This is a genomic window from Desulfuromonas versatilis, from assembly GCF_019704135.1.
Classification (GTDB): Bacteria; Desulfobacterota; Desulfuromonadia; order Desulfuromonadales; family NIT-T3; genus Desulfuromonas_A; species Desulfuromonas_A versatilis.
On the sequence record NZ_AP024355.1, the window covers coordinates 2,953,365 to 2,971,552 of the forward strand.

An 18,188-nucleotide genomic window follows, 5' to 3' on the forward strand; every position below is an offset into this window, starting at 1 on the left:
AGCAAATTGCATTAATTGGTATCAACAACAAGGTTTCCACTAGGAACCCCGGCGTTCCATCAGGCCCCAAATGAGCAGCAAACCTGTCCCGCTCGGCCAGGAATTTGATTATTCAGGAGGACTCACTATGAAACGGTCCGTTTTGAACATCTGCCTTATCACGGTGATTTCGCTGATGGCCAGTGTCATATGGCCCAATCCCGCGATAAGCGCCACCGCACCGGTGATTCAGTCCCTGGGGCAGATGCGCTACGGACAGGGGGTCCCCACCCGCATCGCCCTGGATGACCTGGGCAATCTCTACCTGGCCGACACCCGGCAGTCCAAGGTCGTCAAATTCGACATCTACGGCAAACAGGCCGCCTCCCTGCCGGTGCCCCAGCTTTCCGGCGCCATCGCCGTCAGCCCCGACGGGTCGAAGATCTACGCCGCGTCCAACCGCACCGCCGTGGTCGTGCTCGACGGCGCCACCGGTTCGGTGCTCGGCCACCTCGGCGGCGGGCAGAACGAGTTCGGCTACGCCTACGACCTCGACCTCGACAAGGACGGCTACATTTTCGTTGCCGACTCCCAGAAGCTCAGCATCCGCTCCTACAACCCCAGCGGCGCCCTCCAGCTCCAGTTCGGCAGCCAGGGCAGCGGCAACGGCCAGTTCAACTCCATCGCCTCGCTGGAGGTCAACCGGGCCACCGGGGAGATTTTCGTCTCCGACACCTACCTGACCAATACCATCATTCCCCGCATCCAGGTCTTTGCCTCCAACGGCACCTTCCTGCGCTCCATGAACAGCACCGCAGGCTTTGCGGGGACCGCCACCCAATACTCCTTCGCCGGGATGGCCTTCGACAATGCCGGTCGCGGCTACTTCCTCAACGACGGCCAATCGACCCTTATCGCCGTCGGGCTCCCCTCCTCGCACCTGCTGACCTATTCACAGAAAGGCGTGGCGGCAGGCCAGCTGATGACGCCCTGGGATGTAGCCTACGATCCCTCCACCAAGCGCCTGTTCGTGCTCTGCGCGGACAACCGGGTGGAGATCCTCGGCATCGACGGTGGCCAGAACCCGGTCTACGTCAACAACAAACCGAGCGTCCCGGCTCCGGTCTCGCCGATGGCCGGCGGCGAAGTAGCGACGGTCACTCCGGCCCTGGCCTTCCGCGGCGCCAGCGATGCCGACGGCGACCCGCTGAGCTACGACATCGAGGTGGTGCGCAACGGCCAGACGGCCCAGACCCTGACCGGGGTGGCCGCCGCCCAGGACCCCGCCTCGGTGAAGGTCTCCTCCCCCCTGGAGGAAAACGCCGCCTACAGTTGGCGGGTGCGCGCCTTTGACGGAATCGACTATTCGGACTGGAGCGGACTGCAGAGCTTCGTGGTCAACGCCCAGCAGGAAGCCCCCACGGCGCCCGAGCTGGTCGCGCCCCTCGGCGGAGAGACCCGCAGCGGCGCCGAAAGCCTGAACTGGCAGGCCTCAAGCGACCCCGACCCCTCGGACCGCGTCAGCTACAAACTGGAGATTTCACCCTCGGCCGATTTTGCCCTGAACGACGCCGAAGAGCTCCTCGACGCCACCTCGATCCAGCTCAGCGACCTGACCGCCTACCCTGCCCTGAATGAAGGGCAAAGCTATTTCTGGCGGGTCATCGCCCTGGACAACCACGGCGAGGCCTCCCTGCCGAGCTCAGCCGGCCAGTTCGTGTACGACACCACCCTGCTCAAGGTCAGCGCCAACATGCCCGGGGCCAGGGTCTACCTCGGCGGCAACTACGCGTACGCCGGCCGCTTCGTCGGCGAGGCCCCCCTCGAACTGCGCGACATCCCCGCCGGGCCCTGTTCGGTGGTGGTGGAACGCAGTGGCTTCGAGACCTTCATCGCCCAGATCAATCCCCTCGAGGGGGAAAACGCCGAGGTTTACGCCGAACTGGTGCCGGTCCTGGTGCCGGCGGGTCCCAAATCCCATTCCTTGACCGCCGGTGATCAGAAACTGGCCCTGCCGGCCGACGCCACGCCCTTCGCGGTGGACTTCGACAACGACGGGACCACCGACCTGCTGGTCGGCGACGCCACCGGCGCGGTCACCCTCTACCGGGGCCTGGCGGGCGACACGCCGCGCTTCGCGGCGGGGGTTCCGGTCAGCCTGCCGCTGATCCCCGGGGCCAGCCCCTTTGTCGCCGACTGGGACAACGACGGGCGCAAGGACCTGCTGCTCGGTGGCGCCGACGGCTCGGTCACCCTGTTTCTCAACACCGGCAGCGAAGCAGCCCCCGCCTTCGGGGCCGGGCAACCCCTGCCGGCAGCCGCCGTCTCCGGCGGAGCTATCCCCGCGGTAATCGATCTCGACGATGACGGCGCCAAAGACCTGGTCGTCGGCGACGACGCCGGCAAGCTGTTCCTGTTCCGCAACGTCGGCAGCGATCAGGCCCCTGCGCTGCTCGCCGCCGGACAGGTTGACTCGGCCGGCGCCATGGCGGGGCCCTGCTTCGTCGACTGGGACGGCGACGGCAACCGCGACCTGCTGCTGGCTGCGGGCGATGACCTGCTGTTCTGCACCCGCCAGGCCGACGGCAGCTATGCCGGTGCGAAGGCCGCCTTCGCCGAAGAGCAAGCCCCCGGCAAGCGGGCCAGAAAGGCCCTCGGCAGCCTCAACCTCGGCAGCCGCACCCGGCTCTTCGCCCTGGACGTCGACCGGCTCAAGGGCAAGGACCTGCTGGCCGGCAACGCCGCGGGCGAGTTGATCTGGGTACGCTCCAACGGGCGCAACGCCGATCCTTCCTTCCTGGCGGCGCTCAAGGACAAGGTGGCCCAGGTCAACCTGCTGCTGCAAACCTCACCCGGAGAACTCGGGGCGCTGGGCTCGAGCATCGACAGCCACCTGGCCAGCGGCCAGTACAAGGCCGCGACCCGGGCTGCCGCCAACCTGCTGGCCAACGCCCCGGCCGGCACGGAACTGGCAACAGCCGCCGGGGAACTGGAAAAATTGCTGCAATTCGCCAATTAAACCATGACTCGGAGCCAAAGAGACAGGACAGATGCAATGAGTAAAATGGCCAAAAAGATCATTCTGGGAATCGTCACGCTGCTGGTAGCTGCCGGCGCCGCGCATGCGCTCGGCCCGCAAAAAGTGGCCAATACGCCGCACAATCTTTCGTCGAATCCCCCGGACCCCTGGTACCAGTACGAGTCGAACGAGTCCCAGATCTGCATTTTCTGCCATACCCCCCATGGTGGCACCCTGGATGGTCCGCTCTGGAACAAGGACCTGACCGACCCGGCCTTTGCCGGCACGCCATTCACCCATTACAGCAGCGCCACCCTCCAGGCGGCGGGGGTGGCGGATGCCAACCGGGCGGTCAACAAGGAATCCCTGCTCTGCCTGGCCTGCCATGACGGCAGCATCTCGGTCTACGAGATCATCAACGTCAACCGGTTGAATCCCACCGGGACTCCGGAGAACGAAAGCGGGATGATCGCCGACGGGCTCATCGTAAGCATGGGTTCCAGCCCCGGCCCCAAAGTCGGCGACAGCCGGAACGACTCCGGCACGCTCAACGGCTTCACCCACGACCTCTCCGACGATCACCCGATTTCCCTGAGCTATACGCTCGTCCAGGGCAACCTCACCGACACCCAGCTCAACGATGTCACCTATGTCGAGGGATTGCCCGGGGACCGTCCCCGGTTTTTCGGCGGGGACAAGCGCGTGGAGTGCGCTTCCTGCCACGACCCCCACGTGGACTATGACGCCTTCGGCGCGGGGACCGGCGACAACCAATATACGCCGTTTCTCGTAATGTCGAATGCCAACAGCCAGATGTGCCTGGCCTGCCATGTCAAATAACGGAGCAAAACTGCTCCCCCGATTCAGATACAGGAGAAAAACCATGAGGGTGAGACTTCTGGTTGGAACACTGGCGACAGCAACGCTACTTTGGGCAGCGGGAATCGGCTGGGCGGCTACGCCCATGCACGCCTTCGATTGCAAGAACTGCCACCGGCCTGACGTCAGCTTCACCTCCCTCGGCAACACGGCGGCGACCAACATCTGCCTTCGCTGCCACAAGGATTCCCCGGAGGTAGTGACAACCTGGGCCGATGGGCGCGGCGCGAAGACCGCCAACGGCCTGTTCTCCCCCCATGACGCCAGCAACGCCATGGGGACAGTCTCGCCCCTGCTCGGCGGCTCCCCGAGCTTCCAGACCTCGCACAACTGGGCGGCTCCCAAGGACGTCGTGCCTGCCGCCGGGGCGGTCAAGCCGAGCAACCTTTTCTACTATTCGCGCTACGGCACCTCCAACGGCAAGGTGACCTGCACCCGTTGCCACAACCCTCATGAGGACATGGTCACCAACTCCAAACTGCTCCGCCCCACCCAGGAAGGGGACTTCTGCCTCGACTGCCACAAGCCGTGGAACGTCGGCGCCGGCGTCGACGCGGTGCTTTCCCATCCCCTGGTGGTCGATTACAAGAGCATCGCCCAGGGCAACCCCAAATTCAATTACCCCATACTGGTCAGCGGCGACATGACGCTGACCAGCGGCGACCTGAGCAACGGCGGCATCACCTGCACCACCTGTCACGGCGTGCACTGGACCGATTCCGATTCCGCCTCGGCGGACGGCATCGGCAACCAGGGCAGCCTCAGCGACGGCGACGGCAAGCTGCTGCGCAGCGACGGACCGAACCGCACCGGCGCCACGCCGACCCAGACAGCCCAGCTGCGCTCCAACCTCTGCCAGGCCTGCCACACCTATAAACTTCACGGCGTCCAAGGCGATCCCATCGGCTGTCTCGACTGCCACAGCGGCCATTCCTACAATGGCGGCGGCACCAAGACCAACGCTTTTGTCCTGCGCTACGAGACCGACATGTCCCACATGCCGGCCAGCAAGGGGATCAGCGGCCCCACCGTGGTCACCGGCCTGAGCTACCAGTTGGCAGGCACCCCCTGGCTCACCTCCACCAAAACCGGGTACTGCCAGCGCTGCCACGACCCCGCTCTGCCCCACAACGGCTACGGCGACCTTGCCACCCCCAGCGGCGGCCAGGCCGAGTGCGCCTCGTGCCACACCCACGACAACACCTCCGGCTCCTTCACCGCCTCCTGCAACGACTGCCACGGCACCCCGCCCTCGAGCGCCTCGCCGGCCCCGGCCGCCGGCGGCTACGCGGTCAGCGGCGCCAACGATTATTCCACCGCCCAGTTCGGCGGCCAGAACATCTACAAAAACGAGGCGAACACCCCCCACCTGAGCCACGCCGGGGGCGCCGACTACAATTTCGCCTGCGACGTCTGCCACAAGAACAAGTCGCACAACAGCGGCACCTTCCAGGACGTGTTCATCGCCCCCGCCCATGACCTGGCCACCGGTGCCGGCAGCCTCTCCCCCGGCTACGACAAGACCGTCACCGCCGGCAACGACGGCAGCTGCTCCAACGTCTACTGCCACAGCAACGGCGACCCGCGCAGCCGCGGCACCTTGAAGCCGGCCAGCGTCCCGGCCTGGGAAAACGGCAAGGACCTCATCCGCGGGCTTAGCGCCGACAACCGCTGCAAATCCTGCCACGGCAACGACGCCACCAGCATGAACAGCAGCAACAAGGACAACTCGGCCACCCACCAGAAGCACCTGGGCAAGGGCTATTCCTGCAACGTCTGCCACAGCAGCACCGCCAGTTCAAGCACGGTCCTGGCCGGTGGGGCCATCGGCGGCACCCACATCAACAACAGCGCCGATGTGAGCTTCGCGGCCACCTTCGGGGCCGCCATCCCCCTCACCGTGGGAGGCACCCCTTACGACGCGGCCACCGGCACCTGCATGGTCTACTGCCACTCCAACGGCAAGGGGGCCTACGCCTCCCCGAAAGCCGACTGGGACGTGGACACCTCCGGGGCCTGCGGCACCTGCCACGGGCATGACGCCGCCAGCGCCAGCCCGATGGGCTCGGGCAGCCACGGCGCCCACATCAACGACTCCGCCAGCCAGGTCGGCCGCAACATCGCCTGCGGCGAATGCCACAGCACCACCGCCTCGGGCAACGCCATCGGCACCCCGGCCAACCATGTCAACGGCCAGGTGGCGATCGGCATCGCCTTCAACGGCGGAAAAACCGACTGCAGCAACATCTACTGCCACAGCAACGGCAACAGCGGCAACCTGGTCTACAAGACCGGCTACACCTGGGGCGCCACCAACCTCTCCGGCTGCGACGACTGCCACGGCGACGGCGCCGGCAAGGCCTACCCCACCTATGCCAACGGCGGCATCGGCAACGTGGACTCCAACAGCCACAGCGCCCACGTGGTCGGTGGCGGCTACGCCTGCGGCGAATGTCACAGCCAGACCTCGACCGCCGGCACCAGCATCAACGGCAGCACCCCGGCCAAGCACCTTGACCAGGCCATCGACGTGGCCGGCGCCAAGATCACCAGCTGGACCGCCGGCACCCATTCCTGCAGCAACGTCTCCTGCCACGGCGGCAACAGCCCGGTCTGGGGCGACAGCCTCGGCTGCGCCGACTGCCACACCCGCTCCGCCGGCGACCAGGATGATTTCACCTACGACAACGGTACCATGGCCATGGTCGACACCGAAGAGTGGACCTACTCGGGCCACGGCCGCGCCAGCGCCTATCCCGTTACCGGGAACAACGGTGCGGGTTTCATCGCCGCGGCCAGCGGCGCCGACGCCGACCCCTGCCTCTACTGCCACGACGGCAGCATCAGCCACGGCTCGGCCAACTACTTCCGGGTACGCGACAACGGCAAGGCCGATCTCAACGGCGCCTGCCTCGGCTGTCATGAAACCGGCTCCGCCGGGGTTGACCCCGACGCCGCCGGCAGCGACTACGCCAGCGTGAACTCGACGCTGAAGATCGACAAGTACCACGGCGGCGCCCGCCACAACGGCAGCGACCGCGACGCCGGCCGCTGGTGCTGGGACTGCCACGATCCCCACGGCGACACCGAGGGCCCGGGCGTGCGCATCCAGATGGTGCAGCGGCGCCTGGCCGTCAACCCCGATGCTAACGGGAAACCGGCCAGCCTGACCGGAACCGACATCATTTTCACCGACAACACCGTCGGCGCCGGCCCCGGCGGCTTCGCCCGCGACAACATCACCGGCAGCGACGGCATCTGCAACGCCTGCCACACCCAGACCAACCAGTACAAGAGCGATCTCGGCGCCAATGGCCACCCGACCGCCCAGTGCACCCAGTGCCATGGCCACAGCGGCGACCCGACCTACGACATGTTCGCCTTCAAGGCCACCTGCTACAACTGCCACGGCGGGGACGTGCTCGGCGTAGACGAGCAGAGCTACTGGCCCGGGGCCAACGTCGGCGGCGCGGATGGCGCCGGAAGCATCAACGACGCCGGCCGCCACGGCAAGCACCTCGTCGTCATGGCCCTGCGGGTCTACGGCGAAACCGCCAGCGGCGCGGCGGACAACGATATTCTCAAGGACAACACCACCCTCAACCCGGCCCTGACCTCGGACCAGAAACAGCGGGCGCTTTGCGGCTACTGCCACGCCACCCCCGGGGCCGACGCCGACCACGCCAACAGCACCCCGGCAGACGACGCCGAGGTCACCCAGTTCAAGAAACTCTGGGACGGCACCGCCGACGCCGGCGCCCCGACCTTCACCCGCGCCAACGGCACCTGCTCCAACATCGACTGCCACAACAACAAGACCACCGCCGCTGGCACTTACGGGTGGTACAACACGGGGCCGAGCGCCTGCATCATGTGCCATGTCGATGTCACTACCGATCCGTCCCATACCCTGCATACCGGAGGCTCCTGGAACTTCTCCTGCGACAACTGCCATAGCGGAGGGCTGAATTGGGGGACCAATCTTCCCCCGTCCGCCGGCCATATCAACGGCACCCTCCTGGTGTCCGGAAACCGCAGCTTTACCTATGACGCCTCGGGCCCGAAAACCTGCAGCACCAACGAATGCCATAACGACGGCAATATGAATGCTCCCGATGTGGCCTACGACTGGGCGGTCGGCAAAACAGCCGGATTCTGCATGGCCTGCCATGGGTTCCCAGTCGACTCCAATCTGCATTTGCAGCATTTCCTGGCCAACGAAGGGACAATGACGGCTCAATTCGTCGGTTCCCAGATTTTCTGTGCCGACTGCCATGCCCACATGGCAGCCAACGGTGCAGGCCATCTCGATGGCGACGTCGACTTTAAAGTGGCCATCAGCTACAGCGGCGACATGGCGATCCAGGATCGCAGCAACCCCGGGATCGAAGGGAACGAGTATGGCAAGTGCACCACCACAACCTGCCATTCCAACGGCCAGGGCAGCGCGGTACAAACCCCGATGTGGAACCGCAGCCCGCAGACCTCGGATGACTGCAGCATCTGCCATACTGGGGTGCCCAACACCGGCTCCCACGGCAAACATGTCAAGGACACCTTCAGTCCGGCCAGCTACATCACACCGGATGACAGCACCACGGATGATGACTACATTTTTGCCTGCGGCAAATGCCACGGCGTCAATATCGGCAACCACATCAACAGCAGCATCAGCCTCGACGCCGGCCTCGGCATGTCCCTTGGTACCTGCACTGCCACCTACTGTCACTCAAACGGAGCTGGGACGTCCGTCGACAGTCCGCCCTGGGGAGGCTCCTGGAGTGATATTGGCGTGACGGACAAGTGCGCCGGCTGCCACAAAAACTCGCCCGACACCAACGCTCACCGCGAGCATGAAGTGGGCTTCCATTACGACGCGGTCTACTCCGGCTTCGAAGGCTTCCTGCCGGTAACCGACAGCGATCCGATCCCTGCCGGCCTCACCGGGACTCGAGATCAACTTCGCGGCCATGGCGGCAACGAGGCCGGCAACGGCAGCCCGGCAACCTCTACGGTCATCACCTGCAACATCTGCCACAACGATACGGTCATCGCGCCCTATAACGCCCTCGGTGAAACCTGTGCCGCATGCCACACGCCGGTAGCCTCCCCCACGGATGACGACCGGTGGGAAGGCAACGTGGCCCTGGAAATCGCGAAGAAGACCAAGCACGTCAACGGCGATCGCGATGTCAAATTCATTGACCAGACGATCAAGTCCAAGGCGCAGCTGCGCGATGACATCACCGACGTCGAGGAACTCAATGTCAGCTGGAATCGCCCCAACGGCTACAAGAGCGCGGACGGTCTGTCCTATGACGAGTCACCCGACACCCTCTTCAATACGGGCATCTACGACAACACCACGGACCCGGCCAACCCGACCTGCATCGTCTCCTGTCACCTGATGACCCAGACCCTGGTCGACACCCGCCTCGACAAGGAGCCGGTCGGCTGGGCAGAGGGAGGCCGCATGTGCATCGACTGCCACACCCGGTTGCCGAAGTAATGGAGGGATTCATGGAGGACGCCCCTAAAAAGGGAACTGGCCTAAGATTGGCCCCAATCCGCATCGGAGACCCTGTGAGCCAAGATAAAAAAATGTTGAGGGAAAAAATGAGAGAAGATGTTTTCGCAAGCTGGTGGAAGCGCGACTGCTGTATTCTTGTCGGCCTCTTTCTGGCCCTCGCGATCCTGGCCGGCTCCGCAACGGCCTGGGCGGCGTCGCCCGTTGCCCTCCTCGGCAGCTGGAGCAAGACCCAGCAGGCCAACCTCGCCTTCACCCCGGCGGCGGGCAGCGACCGCGTCATCCTTGTCGCGGTGACCGGCGAGGACGCCAACCAAGCTGCCACGGTCAGTTCCGTGACTTACGGCGGTCAACTGGTCACGCCCATCAACTCGGCGGTGCGCGGTGCAGGTTATTCCAACATCGCCTGGCTCGGCTTCTGCAACGAGACCTGTATCAGCAACGCCTCGGGCAACAGCATCGTGGTCAACACCAACGTCGACAACCAGTACGTCGTGGCCGCGGCCGCCTACGCGAACGTGGACCAGACCCAGCCGGTTTTCGCCCATAACGCCAACACCTCCAACTCTTCCACCATTACGGCAAGCCTCAACAACGCCGATGGGAACAAGGTCGTCTACGTGGTCGCCTTCAACGGCAACCAGGCCAGCTCCACCCCCAGCACGGGGTTCAGCAACAGGGTGCGCCACGATGCCGGCGGGAACTCCCACACCATGGTGGTCGACGACCGCACTGCCACGACCAGCGCCACTCCGCTGAGCATCTCCACCAGTTCGGGATCGGGGAGCAGCCGCACGGCCATCGTCGCCGTCTCCCTGCAGCAAAGGCTCTGTGCGGCCAGCGCCCCCACCGACCTGCTCGCGGTCGCTCCTCACGGCGGCCGGGTCGATTTGACCTGGAGCTACGACGGGACCAACAACGACTACTACACCATATACCGCAACGGGACCCCCATCGGCACCAGCACCTCAGGCAGCTATGCCGACCTGGCCGTCACCGTCAGCACGGGCTACAACTACACCGTGAAGGGCTTCAACCAGGCGCTGAACTGCGAAAGCGATGCTTCCAACACAGCCAACGTCACCACCGGCCCCTGCGCCCCGACCACCGGACCGATCACGGTGGACGGCGGCCAGCTTTCGGGCCAGGTGGTCAACCTCACCTCCCTGGTCAGCGCCAACGGCGCCACGGTCTCCACCTACACCGTCAGCCAACTGCTGGCCCCCGAGCTCCACGAGCTGGAGTCCTTCACCAGCGGCGACCCGCAGGGGTGGAGCGCCAAGTGGACCACCGACAACGAGGGGAACCCGCCCGGCAACCGGGACCTGGCCACGGGCATCAGCACCCGCTCCGACGGGACCGGCCCGGCCACTGCACCCACCGGCTCGTTCCTCTATTACGAAGCGTCCGACTCGGCCACGGCTCTGGCCCGGCCTGCGGTGCGCTACCTGACCCATGTCGGGGCCTTCAATGCCAACGCCAACGAACTGCTGGTGTCCTTCAAATATCACATGTACGGCAGCCAGATCGGCTCCCTGGAACTGCAGGCCAACAGCGGCAGCGGCTGGACCACCGTGTGGTCCAAAACTGGGAACCAGGGCAACTCCTGGAAATCAGCCTCCGTCGACCTGGAGGCCCTGGGCTACAGCAGCGGCAACGTCAGCCTGCGCTTCAAGTTCGCCTACGGAACCGGCTACCTCGGCGACATCGCCCTGGATGAAGTGCTGGTACACGGCCCCGGCCGGGCCGGCACCGTCTATTTCACCGGCAACGCCACCGCCGCCCAAAGCGCCGCCACCAACGGCGGTTCGCCCTGGCCCGACGCCACCACCTTGCGCCTGGACATCTTCGGTGCCGACAACTGCAGCACGGCGCTCAACGATGTGGGGACCTTCGACTTCTATGTCGACAATACTCCGCCGACGGTCAACTCCTTCACCCTGCCAGCGACGGCCGTATCCCCCATCTCGGTGCTGGCCTTCTCGGTAACCGACAATATCGGCGTCACCGGCTACCTGGTCACCGAGTCTCCCGCGGCCCCGGCCGCCAGCAATCCCGGCTGGCAAAGCACGGTTCCGACCCACATCCGCACCGCCAGCACCGGCAGCGTCACCTTCTATGCCTGGGCCAAGGACGCCGCGGGCAACGTCTCGACCAGCCGCAGCCAGGTGGTCACGGTGTCGGCCGACGGCACGGCGCCCACCGTCGACAGCTTCACCATGCCCGATTCGTCCTTCTCCCCCATCCCGGTCAGCGCCTTCTTCGCCTCGGACAACAGCGGCGTGGTGGCCGGCTACCAGGTCACCGAAAGCGCCACTCCGCCGGCAGCCGGCGACGCGGGCTGGCAAGCCAACCCGCCGGCCAGCGTAACCACCGCCAGCACCGGCAGCGTCACCTTCTACGCCTGGGCCAAGGACGAGGCCGGCAATGTTTCGGCTCCGGCCACTCACGTGGTCACCGTCAAAGTTGACACCAACCCCCCGGTGGTGACTTTCACCATCCCCGGGACTTCTTCTTCGCTGACCTTCAATGTCTCCACCTACGGCGCGGTGGACAACGTCCCGGACGTTGCCAGCAATACCGGGGTGTCCGGCTACATGATCACCGAAAGCGGGGTCGATGCCGACCCCAGCGGGCCCAGCGACCCGCGCTGGCTCGGCGCCCCGCCGCTGAAACTGACCGCCTCCACCGACGGCTCGCGCACGTTCAAGGCCTGGGCCAAGGACTCCGCCGGCAACATCTCCGCCGCGGTCAGCAGGTCAATCACCATCACCCTGCCGGCCACCTGCGACTATGACATCAACCCCGCCGGCACCTACATCGAGGCGGAGAACTACACCCAGATGACCGCCCCCTCTCCCTGGGAGTGGACCGTGGTTACCACCCCCCTGGCCGATGCCAGCGGACGCACCTCCTCCGGCGGCTACCTGAGCACCACGGTCGGCGGCACCGGCACCACCCCCAACGGCTCCCGGACCGACTACCCGGTCAACTTCACCAGCGGCGGCACCTACTGCATCTGGATCCGCGCCCTGGATGCCGCCGGGGCAGGCGGCGGCGACTCCACCTTCTGGGGGATCGACGGCAGCCTGGTCGGCACCATCACCCAGACCGCCGACAACCAGTGGTCCTGGGACAGCGACACCCAGAACGGCAGCAACTGCACCACGGTCTCCAGCGGGCCCCACACCATCAACCTCTGGCCCCGCGAGGCCGGCCAGAAGACCGACGGCTTCTTCATCGCGACCCTCGATGCCAATGCCGACCCCTCGGCCGGAGGCATCTTCACCGGCGATGACGACCAGACGACCACCGTGGCCGCCCTGGGCCCCAAGGGGGTCAAACTCACCGTCGACCCCACCTGCGTCGACAGCAGCGGCGGCGGAGCGCCCGGCTCGGGAGGCGGGGGCTCGGGATACATCGACATCCCCGACGGCCAGACCACCAACGGCAACCCCATCAACCCGGAGAACCTCTACGTCACCGATCTCGGCGCCGCGGTCCGCCAGTACCGCGCCCTGGGCCGGGAGAGCGACGGGTTCAACGGTTTCTCCCTGAACTCCAAGTGGAGCAAGACCGATATTGGCGGCAACAGCACGCCGGCCCCCAGCGTGGTCAACGAGCAGCTCAGCCTGACCGGGCGGGGCGCCGACATCTGGGGCAACAGCGATGCCTTCGCCTTCCTCTACCAGGGGGGCAAAAGCGGCAGTTTCACCATCGACGTCAAGGTTGACTCGGTCCAGCCGGTCAACGGCTGGGCCAAGGGCGGGATCATGGTGCGCCAGAGCCTGGCCAACAACAGCCCCCATGCAATGATCGTCCTGACCCCCGACAACGGGGTGAGCTTCCAGCGCCGGCGCCTGAGCGGGGGCACCTCCTACTCCACCACCGCCGCCGGGGTCAGCCAGCCCAAGTGGCTGCGCCTGAAGCGCACGGGGAACAACTTCTTCGGCTACTACTCCAACGACGGCATCAGCTGGGTACTGGTCGGCAATGACACGGTCAACATGACCGACCCGGTCAACATCGGTCTGGCGGTCACTTCCCACACCACCGCCGCCAACTGCACCGCCGTGTTCGACAACTTCATGTTCATGCCGGCCAGCGTCAGCGGCATGAGCGAGACCTGGAACAACACCAGCAGCGCCTCCCCCGCCAGCATCGCCACCACCGGCTGGAGCGACGGTGACTATGCGCTGAGCGTCCGCGGATCCGGTGTGGAACCTGAGACCAACACCTTCAGTTTCAGCAGCTGCACCGATGTGACCCCGTCCACCATTACCGTCCACTCGGGGCAGACGATCGGCGGCTCGGCGTCCAGCCTCAACGCCCTGTTCGATCACACGGGCAACGTCGGGACCTTCCATTTCCAGATCAACGGCATCGACGTGCTCAACCCCTGGAACAGCTACTCGGTGGTCCCCGACGGCACCTCCGCCTCGGTCACCCTGAAAGTCTTCGGCACCGACCCGGACTGCGGCGGAAAGTCGCTCAGCGCCAGCGGCACCATCACCGTCAACAACAGCTGCTCCGACCCGGACCCCTCCACCATCACCATCCTTACCGGGCAGTCCACCGGCGGCGGCAGCGTCGATCTGACCGCCATGGCCAGCACCACTGGCGACGTGGCGGCGGGGGGCCTGACCTACAAGATTAACGGGCAGGTCATCGGCGATCCGGCTTCCTGGGACAGCCGCTCCTACGGGACGACCACTCCCCAGGCGGTGACTTTCGAGGTGTCCGGCACCGACCCGGACTGCGGCAACGTGATCACCGCGGTGAACCTGATCGAGATCGACAACGCCTGCGTGTACAACCCGCCGAGCATCAAGTTCGCCAAGGACCTCGATTACGTCGGCCCCGGCCGGGCCATCCCCTTTACCGTCACCGTGCGTAACGAGGACAGCTTCAACTGCGGCGCCTCCACGCTCACCGTCACCATGGATGGGGACAGCAACCTGACAAACTTCGACCCGTCTTACTTCCCCGATCCCAGCAGCATCACCGATGCGGCCTTCAGCGTGGCCGGGGACAAAAAATCCGCGAGCATCACCCTGGCGGGACGCCAGTCCGCCCAGCTGGAACTGGCCGTTTCCGCCAAAGCGGGCGCGCCCGAGTGGAACTCCAACATAACCACCCTCAGAGTCAGCAGCGACAGCGGCTCGGATAGCGAGACTGCCGAGACGGTCGTCTTCCTGGTCTCGCCCATCACCCACAACAGCGTCACCACCAACTCGGCCAAGTGGGGCGGCACCGTCGACGGCGACGGCAACACCGTGACCCAGGGCAATTGGGGTACCAGCGATGACGGTTCCAAGTACGGCAACTTCGACTGCCTGACCTGCCACGAAAAAGGCGGCCCCAACGTCAAGTGGCTGCGCGGCGCCATCGACATGCCCGCCGATTCGGACGATCCGACCTGGGGGACATCGGGCCTGAGCAGCCTCACCATCAGCTTCCTCGACCAGCGCCCCGGTTCCGACGACTGGGGGAATGACGACCCGCTCGGGACCGACGCCCATCCGGCGGACAGCAAAATCGGGGCGGGCCGCACCGGCTCGACCCGGGCCTGCGAAGTCTGCCATTCCGTCACAATGTACCATCGCTACGACACCGAGGCCGACCCCGACGGCGCCGGCCCCCTGACCGGTCAGGCGGTGTACAACCACTTCAATGACCGGGACTGCACCGACTGCCACCGTCACAGCCTCGGCTTCACCGCCAGCTGCACCGGCTGCCACGGCAATCCGCCGCTGGAGGCGACCCTGGGCGGCCCCAACGGCCTGGCCGACATCCCGGGAGCAACCGGGTCGACTACCCCGGGCACCCACTACAAGCACGTGGTGGTGCTCCAATACCCCTGTGTCTATTGCCACGCCGGCTGGCGCGACGTAGGCGAGATGCCCAAGGTGGTCGGGGGCAAGCAGGACATCAACCACAAGTTCGACGTCTTCGGACGCCAGCCGGCCGACATCGACTACGCCACCGCCATCACCGGCCATTACACCGGCCAGGACGGGGTCTCCTACGAGGGGGTCGTCACCCCGACCGGCCAGGGGACCATGACCTGCGAGAACATCTACTGCCACGGCGGCACCGACACCATGGGCGGCACCAACCCCCAGTGGAACGGCAACATCGCCTGCAACTCCTGCCACGGCACCAGCGCCACCAACACCCCGCCGGGCTACAGCCACACCACCCACGTGGGCAAGATGGGCCAGGCCTGCACCGTCTGCCACGGCGACGGCACGGTCAATCCCCTGCCCGGCAGCAACGGCCACGTCAACGGCAGCGTCGGCTGGGACCTCACCGGCGCGCCCAACACCGGCGCCGCGGCGACCTACAAGGGCTCGACCATGGGCGAGACGGGGAAATTCGCTCCCAGCGCCATCTACGACGGTTACGGCACCTGTACCAACGTGGCCTGCCATTACGGCACCGAGACGCCGCCCTGGAACAGCGGCCCGGCCACCTGCACCACCTGCCACAACAACGGCACCGACAACGGGACCCTGACCAACGCGGCCCCCGCCACCGGTGAGCACGATGCACACATGGTCGCGGCCTCTGGTTCGCTGAGCGAGAAGATGATCAACGCCTTCATCAACAAGTGCGAGAGCTGCCACGGCGGCGGCGCCAACACCGGCACCCACCCCGGCCATATCGGCGCCTCTCACGGCACCTCGCCGGTGGATCTGGCCGATTACGTCGACTTCGGCGGCATGACCTACGACCACGGCACCGAAACCTGCACCAGCCTCTGCCACGCGGCCAACGACCCGGGGATCTGGGGCTCGCACCAGCCGCTCTCCTGCGAGGCCTGCCACATGGCGCCCTACCTCGGCCCGACGGTGGTCGATCCCGACAACGAAGGGACCGGCATGGCCGCGCAGGGCTTCGGCTCGCATCTCAAGGTGACCAAGGGTGAAACCATCAGCACCACCACCAACTGGATGACCCAGTGCCAGAAATGTCATCCCTACCATACCGGCGGGGTGGAAATTCCCGAACCCACCACCAGCTGGGACAACCCCGGGACCGCCACGGTGGAATCCGAGAACATGGCGATGAAACTCGGCCTGATGTTCCCGGTCACCGGCGGCATCCACCTCGGCGGCGCCTCGACCAGCGGGTCCACCGAGGCGGACATCTGCTGGAACTGCCACGGCACCGACAGCCAGGTCAACGAGTGGGGCTACAACTACGACACCAACGGGGCGAACTTCCCGGAAACCAAGATCACCCCCGACACCACCTCCCCCACCGGCCACACCTACTGGGACGACAGCGGCGCCAGGGGCTCGTACAACTACGGCTACCTTTACACCAGCAACCACAGCTCCGGCACCTACAACAGCGCCAATGCCACCTCCAAGTGGGTGGACAGCAACGGCTGGGGGCACTATCGCCGGGACGGCTACCAGCATCACAACTACCCCGAGGCCGGTTACCCCGACTACATCCTGAGCCGGCGCATCACCTCGGTGCACTCGGTGAACTTCGATCCGGCCAAGCAGAAATCCTCGGTGGCCACCGCCATCAACGGGAGCGGCGTCGTCGTGCCTGCTGCGCAGGAAGTGCCGCAGAACATCCGCTGCAGCTACTGCCACGACGTGCACGACCTGAACAAGGCCATGACCGACACGGCCGCCGGCGTCTTTGAGAACAGCACCGGCCGCCCCTACCTGCGCGGCACCTGGATGGGCAACCCCTATGCGCCGGACCTGCCGCCGCTTTCGAATTACGAAACCGCCTACAACACCACCTATAACGACAACACCTACAATTCTAACAACAGGACCTTCTCGAGCGGCTACGACACGCCACGCCTCTTCTCCAACTCGCAGACCTCGAAGATGAAGGGGGGCTATTTCATCGACGCCAACAGCAACCGCCCGACGACCGACCCCAGCTACGACAGTCTCGAGGAGACCGCCGGCATCTGCGTGGTCTGCCACGGCAAGGACGTCAACAACATGGACTTCTACAGCAACACCACCACCACCATGTGGCGCACCGGCCAGGTCAACGGCCACGCCAACTCCACGCTGGGCGGCGAGGGGGCGGCTCATGCCAACGCCATGAACATCTTCGATGCTACCCGTGGCCAAACCAATCGGGTCATGGCCCATCAGTCCGGCGTCGCCCAAGGCAGAGAATGGGGAAAAAACAGACTCGAGGGCGGTCCGTTCCAGAACAGCAGCGGCATGGACAAGGCCTTTGACACCAGCAACCCGACCCTTAACGTGACCGGCTGGTACGGCGGGACACCCAACAGCGATCCCTCCTCCAAGCCGGCCGAGTACAGCACCTGGTACAGTGCCAATGGGATCGGCACCGACGGCAGCGGCGGGGGAATGGCGCACAGCTTCACCTGTTCCAAGTGTCACAGCCCCCACGCCACTGGCCTGCCGGCGCTGCTGATCACCAACTGCCTGGATAAGAACGTTTCCTCCTGGGCCTTGGGGTCGGCCAACCCGTCCGTTTCCCAGGCCAACAACTGCCACCGCAAGGAAAGCACCTCAACGGGATGGCACAAACTGGCGCCCGCACAGTAACTAAAACCTGAAAATCAGCAGTTGCGAAAAAGCACGGGGGAGAATCCGAGTTAAGGATTCTCCCCCTTGTTTCGTCAAAGCGCGTAATTTCTTTCCCGATTCCGCCTTGTAACGCCCTCCTCTCCCCGTCTGCCATTTCCCCCCCTCGATAAACAAGCTCTCCCCTCCTCCTGTCGGCTGGCTTGATATTTGCATTAAAATAACGAAATAATTAATCTGGTCT

4 protein-coding genes are annotated in these 18,188 nt (G+C 65.4%); all 4 read left to right on the forward strand.

Annotated features, from left to right (window positions below; all coding sequences use genetic code 11):
• The first annotated feature begins 175 nt into the window (after positions 1–175).
• The 4 genes from DESUT3_RS13380 (at position 176) to DESUT3_RS21150 (ending at position 17,965) form a co-directional block, all read left to right on the forward strand.
• On the forward strand, positions 176–2,998 hold the full coding sequence (locus DESUT3_RS13380; RefSeq protein WP_221248986.1) for an FG-GAP-like repeat-containing protein: 2,823 nt from the start codon (positions 176–178) through the stop codon (positions 2,996–2,998).
• Between the two features lie 36 nt (positions 2,999–3,034).
• Positions 3,035–3,838 carry a hypothetical protein gene (locus DESUT3_RS13385; protein ID WP_221248987.1) on the forward strand — a complete coding sequence of 268 codons (804 nt, stop codon included), beginning with the start codon at positions 3,035–3,037 and terminating at the stop codon, positions 3,836–3,838.
• A 43-nt stretch (positions 3,839–3,881) separates the two neighbouring features.
• A complete protein-coding gene (locus tag DESUT3_RS13390; protein WP_221248988.1) occupies positions 3,882–9,386 on the forward strand; it encodes a CxxxxCH/CxxCH domain c-type cytochrome in 5,505 nt (1,834 codons plus the stop codon).
• Positions 9,387–9,493: 107 nt separating this feature from the next.
• Entirely contained in the window at positions 9,494–17,965 is an 8,472-nt protein-coding gene (locus DESUT3_RS21150) for a CxxxxCH/CxxCH domain c-type cytochrome (RefSeq protein ID WP_221248989.1), read from the forward strand.
• Positions 17,966–18,188: the final 223 nt, after the last annotated feature.

What these genes read in the sequence shown, in the direction of transcription:
- DESUT3_RS13380 (WP_221248986.1), top strand. Translation starts at nt 176, where the DNA reads ATGGCCAGTGTCATATGGCCCAATCCCGCGATAAGCGCCACCGCACCG.
- DESUT3_RS13385 (WP_221248987.1), top strand. Translation starts at nt 3,035, where the DNA reads ATGAGTAAAATGGCCAAAAAGATCATTCTGGGAATCGTCACGCTGCTG.
- DESUT3_RS13390 (WP_221248988.1), top strand. Translation starts at nt 3,882, where the DNA reads ATGAGGGTGAGACTTCTGGTTGGAACACTGGCGACAGCAACGCTACTT.
- DESUT3_RS21150 (WP_221248989.1), top strand. Translation starts at nt 9,494, where the DNA reads ATGAGAGAAGATGTTTTCGCAAGCTGGTGGAAGCGCGACTGCTGTATT.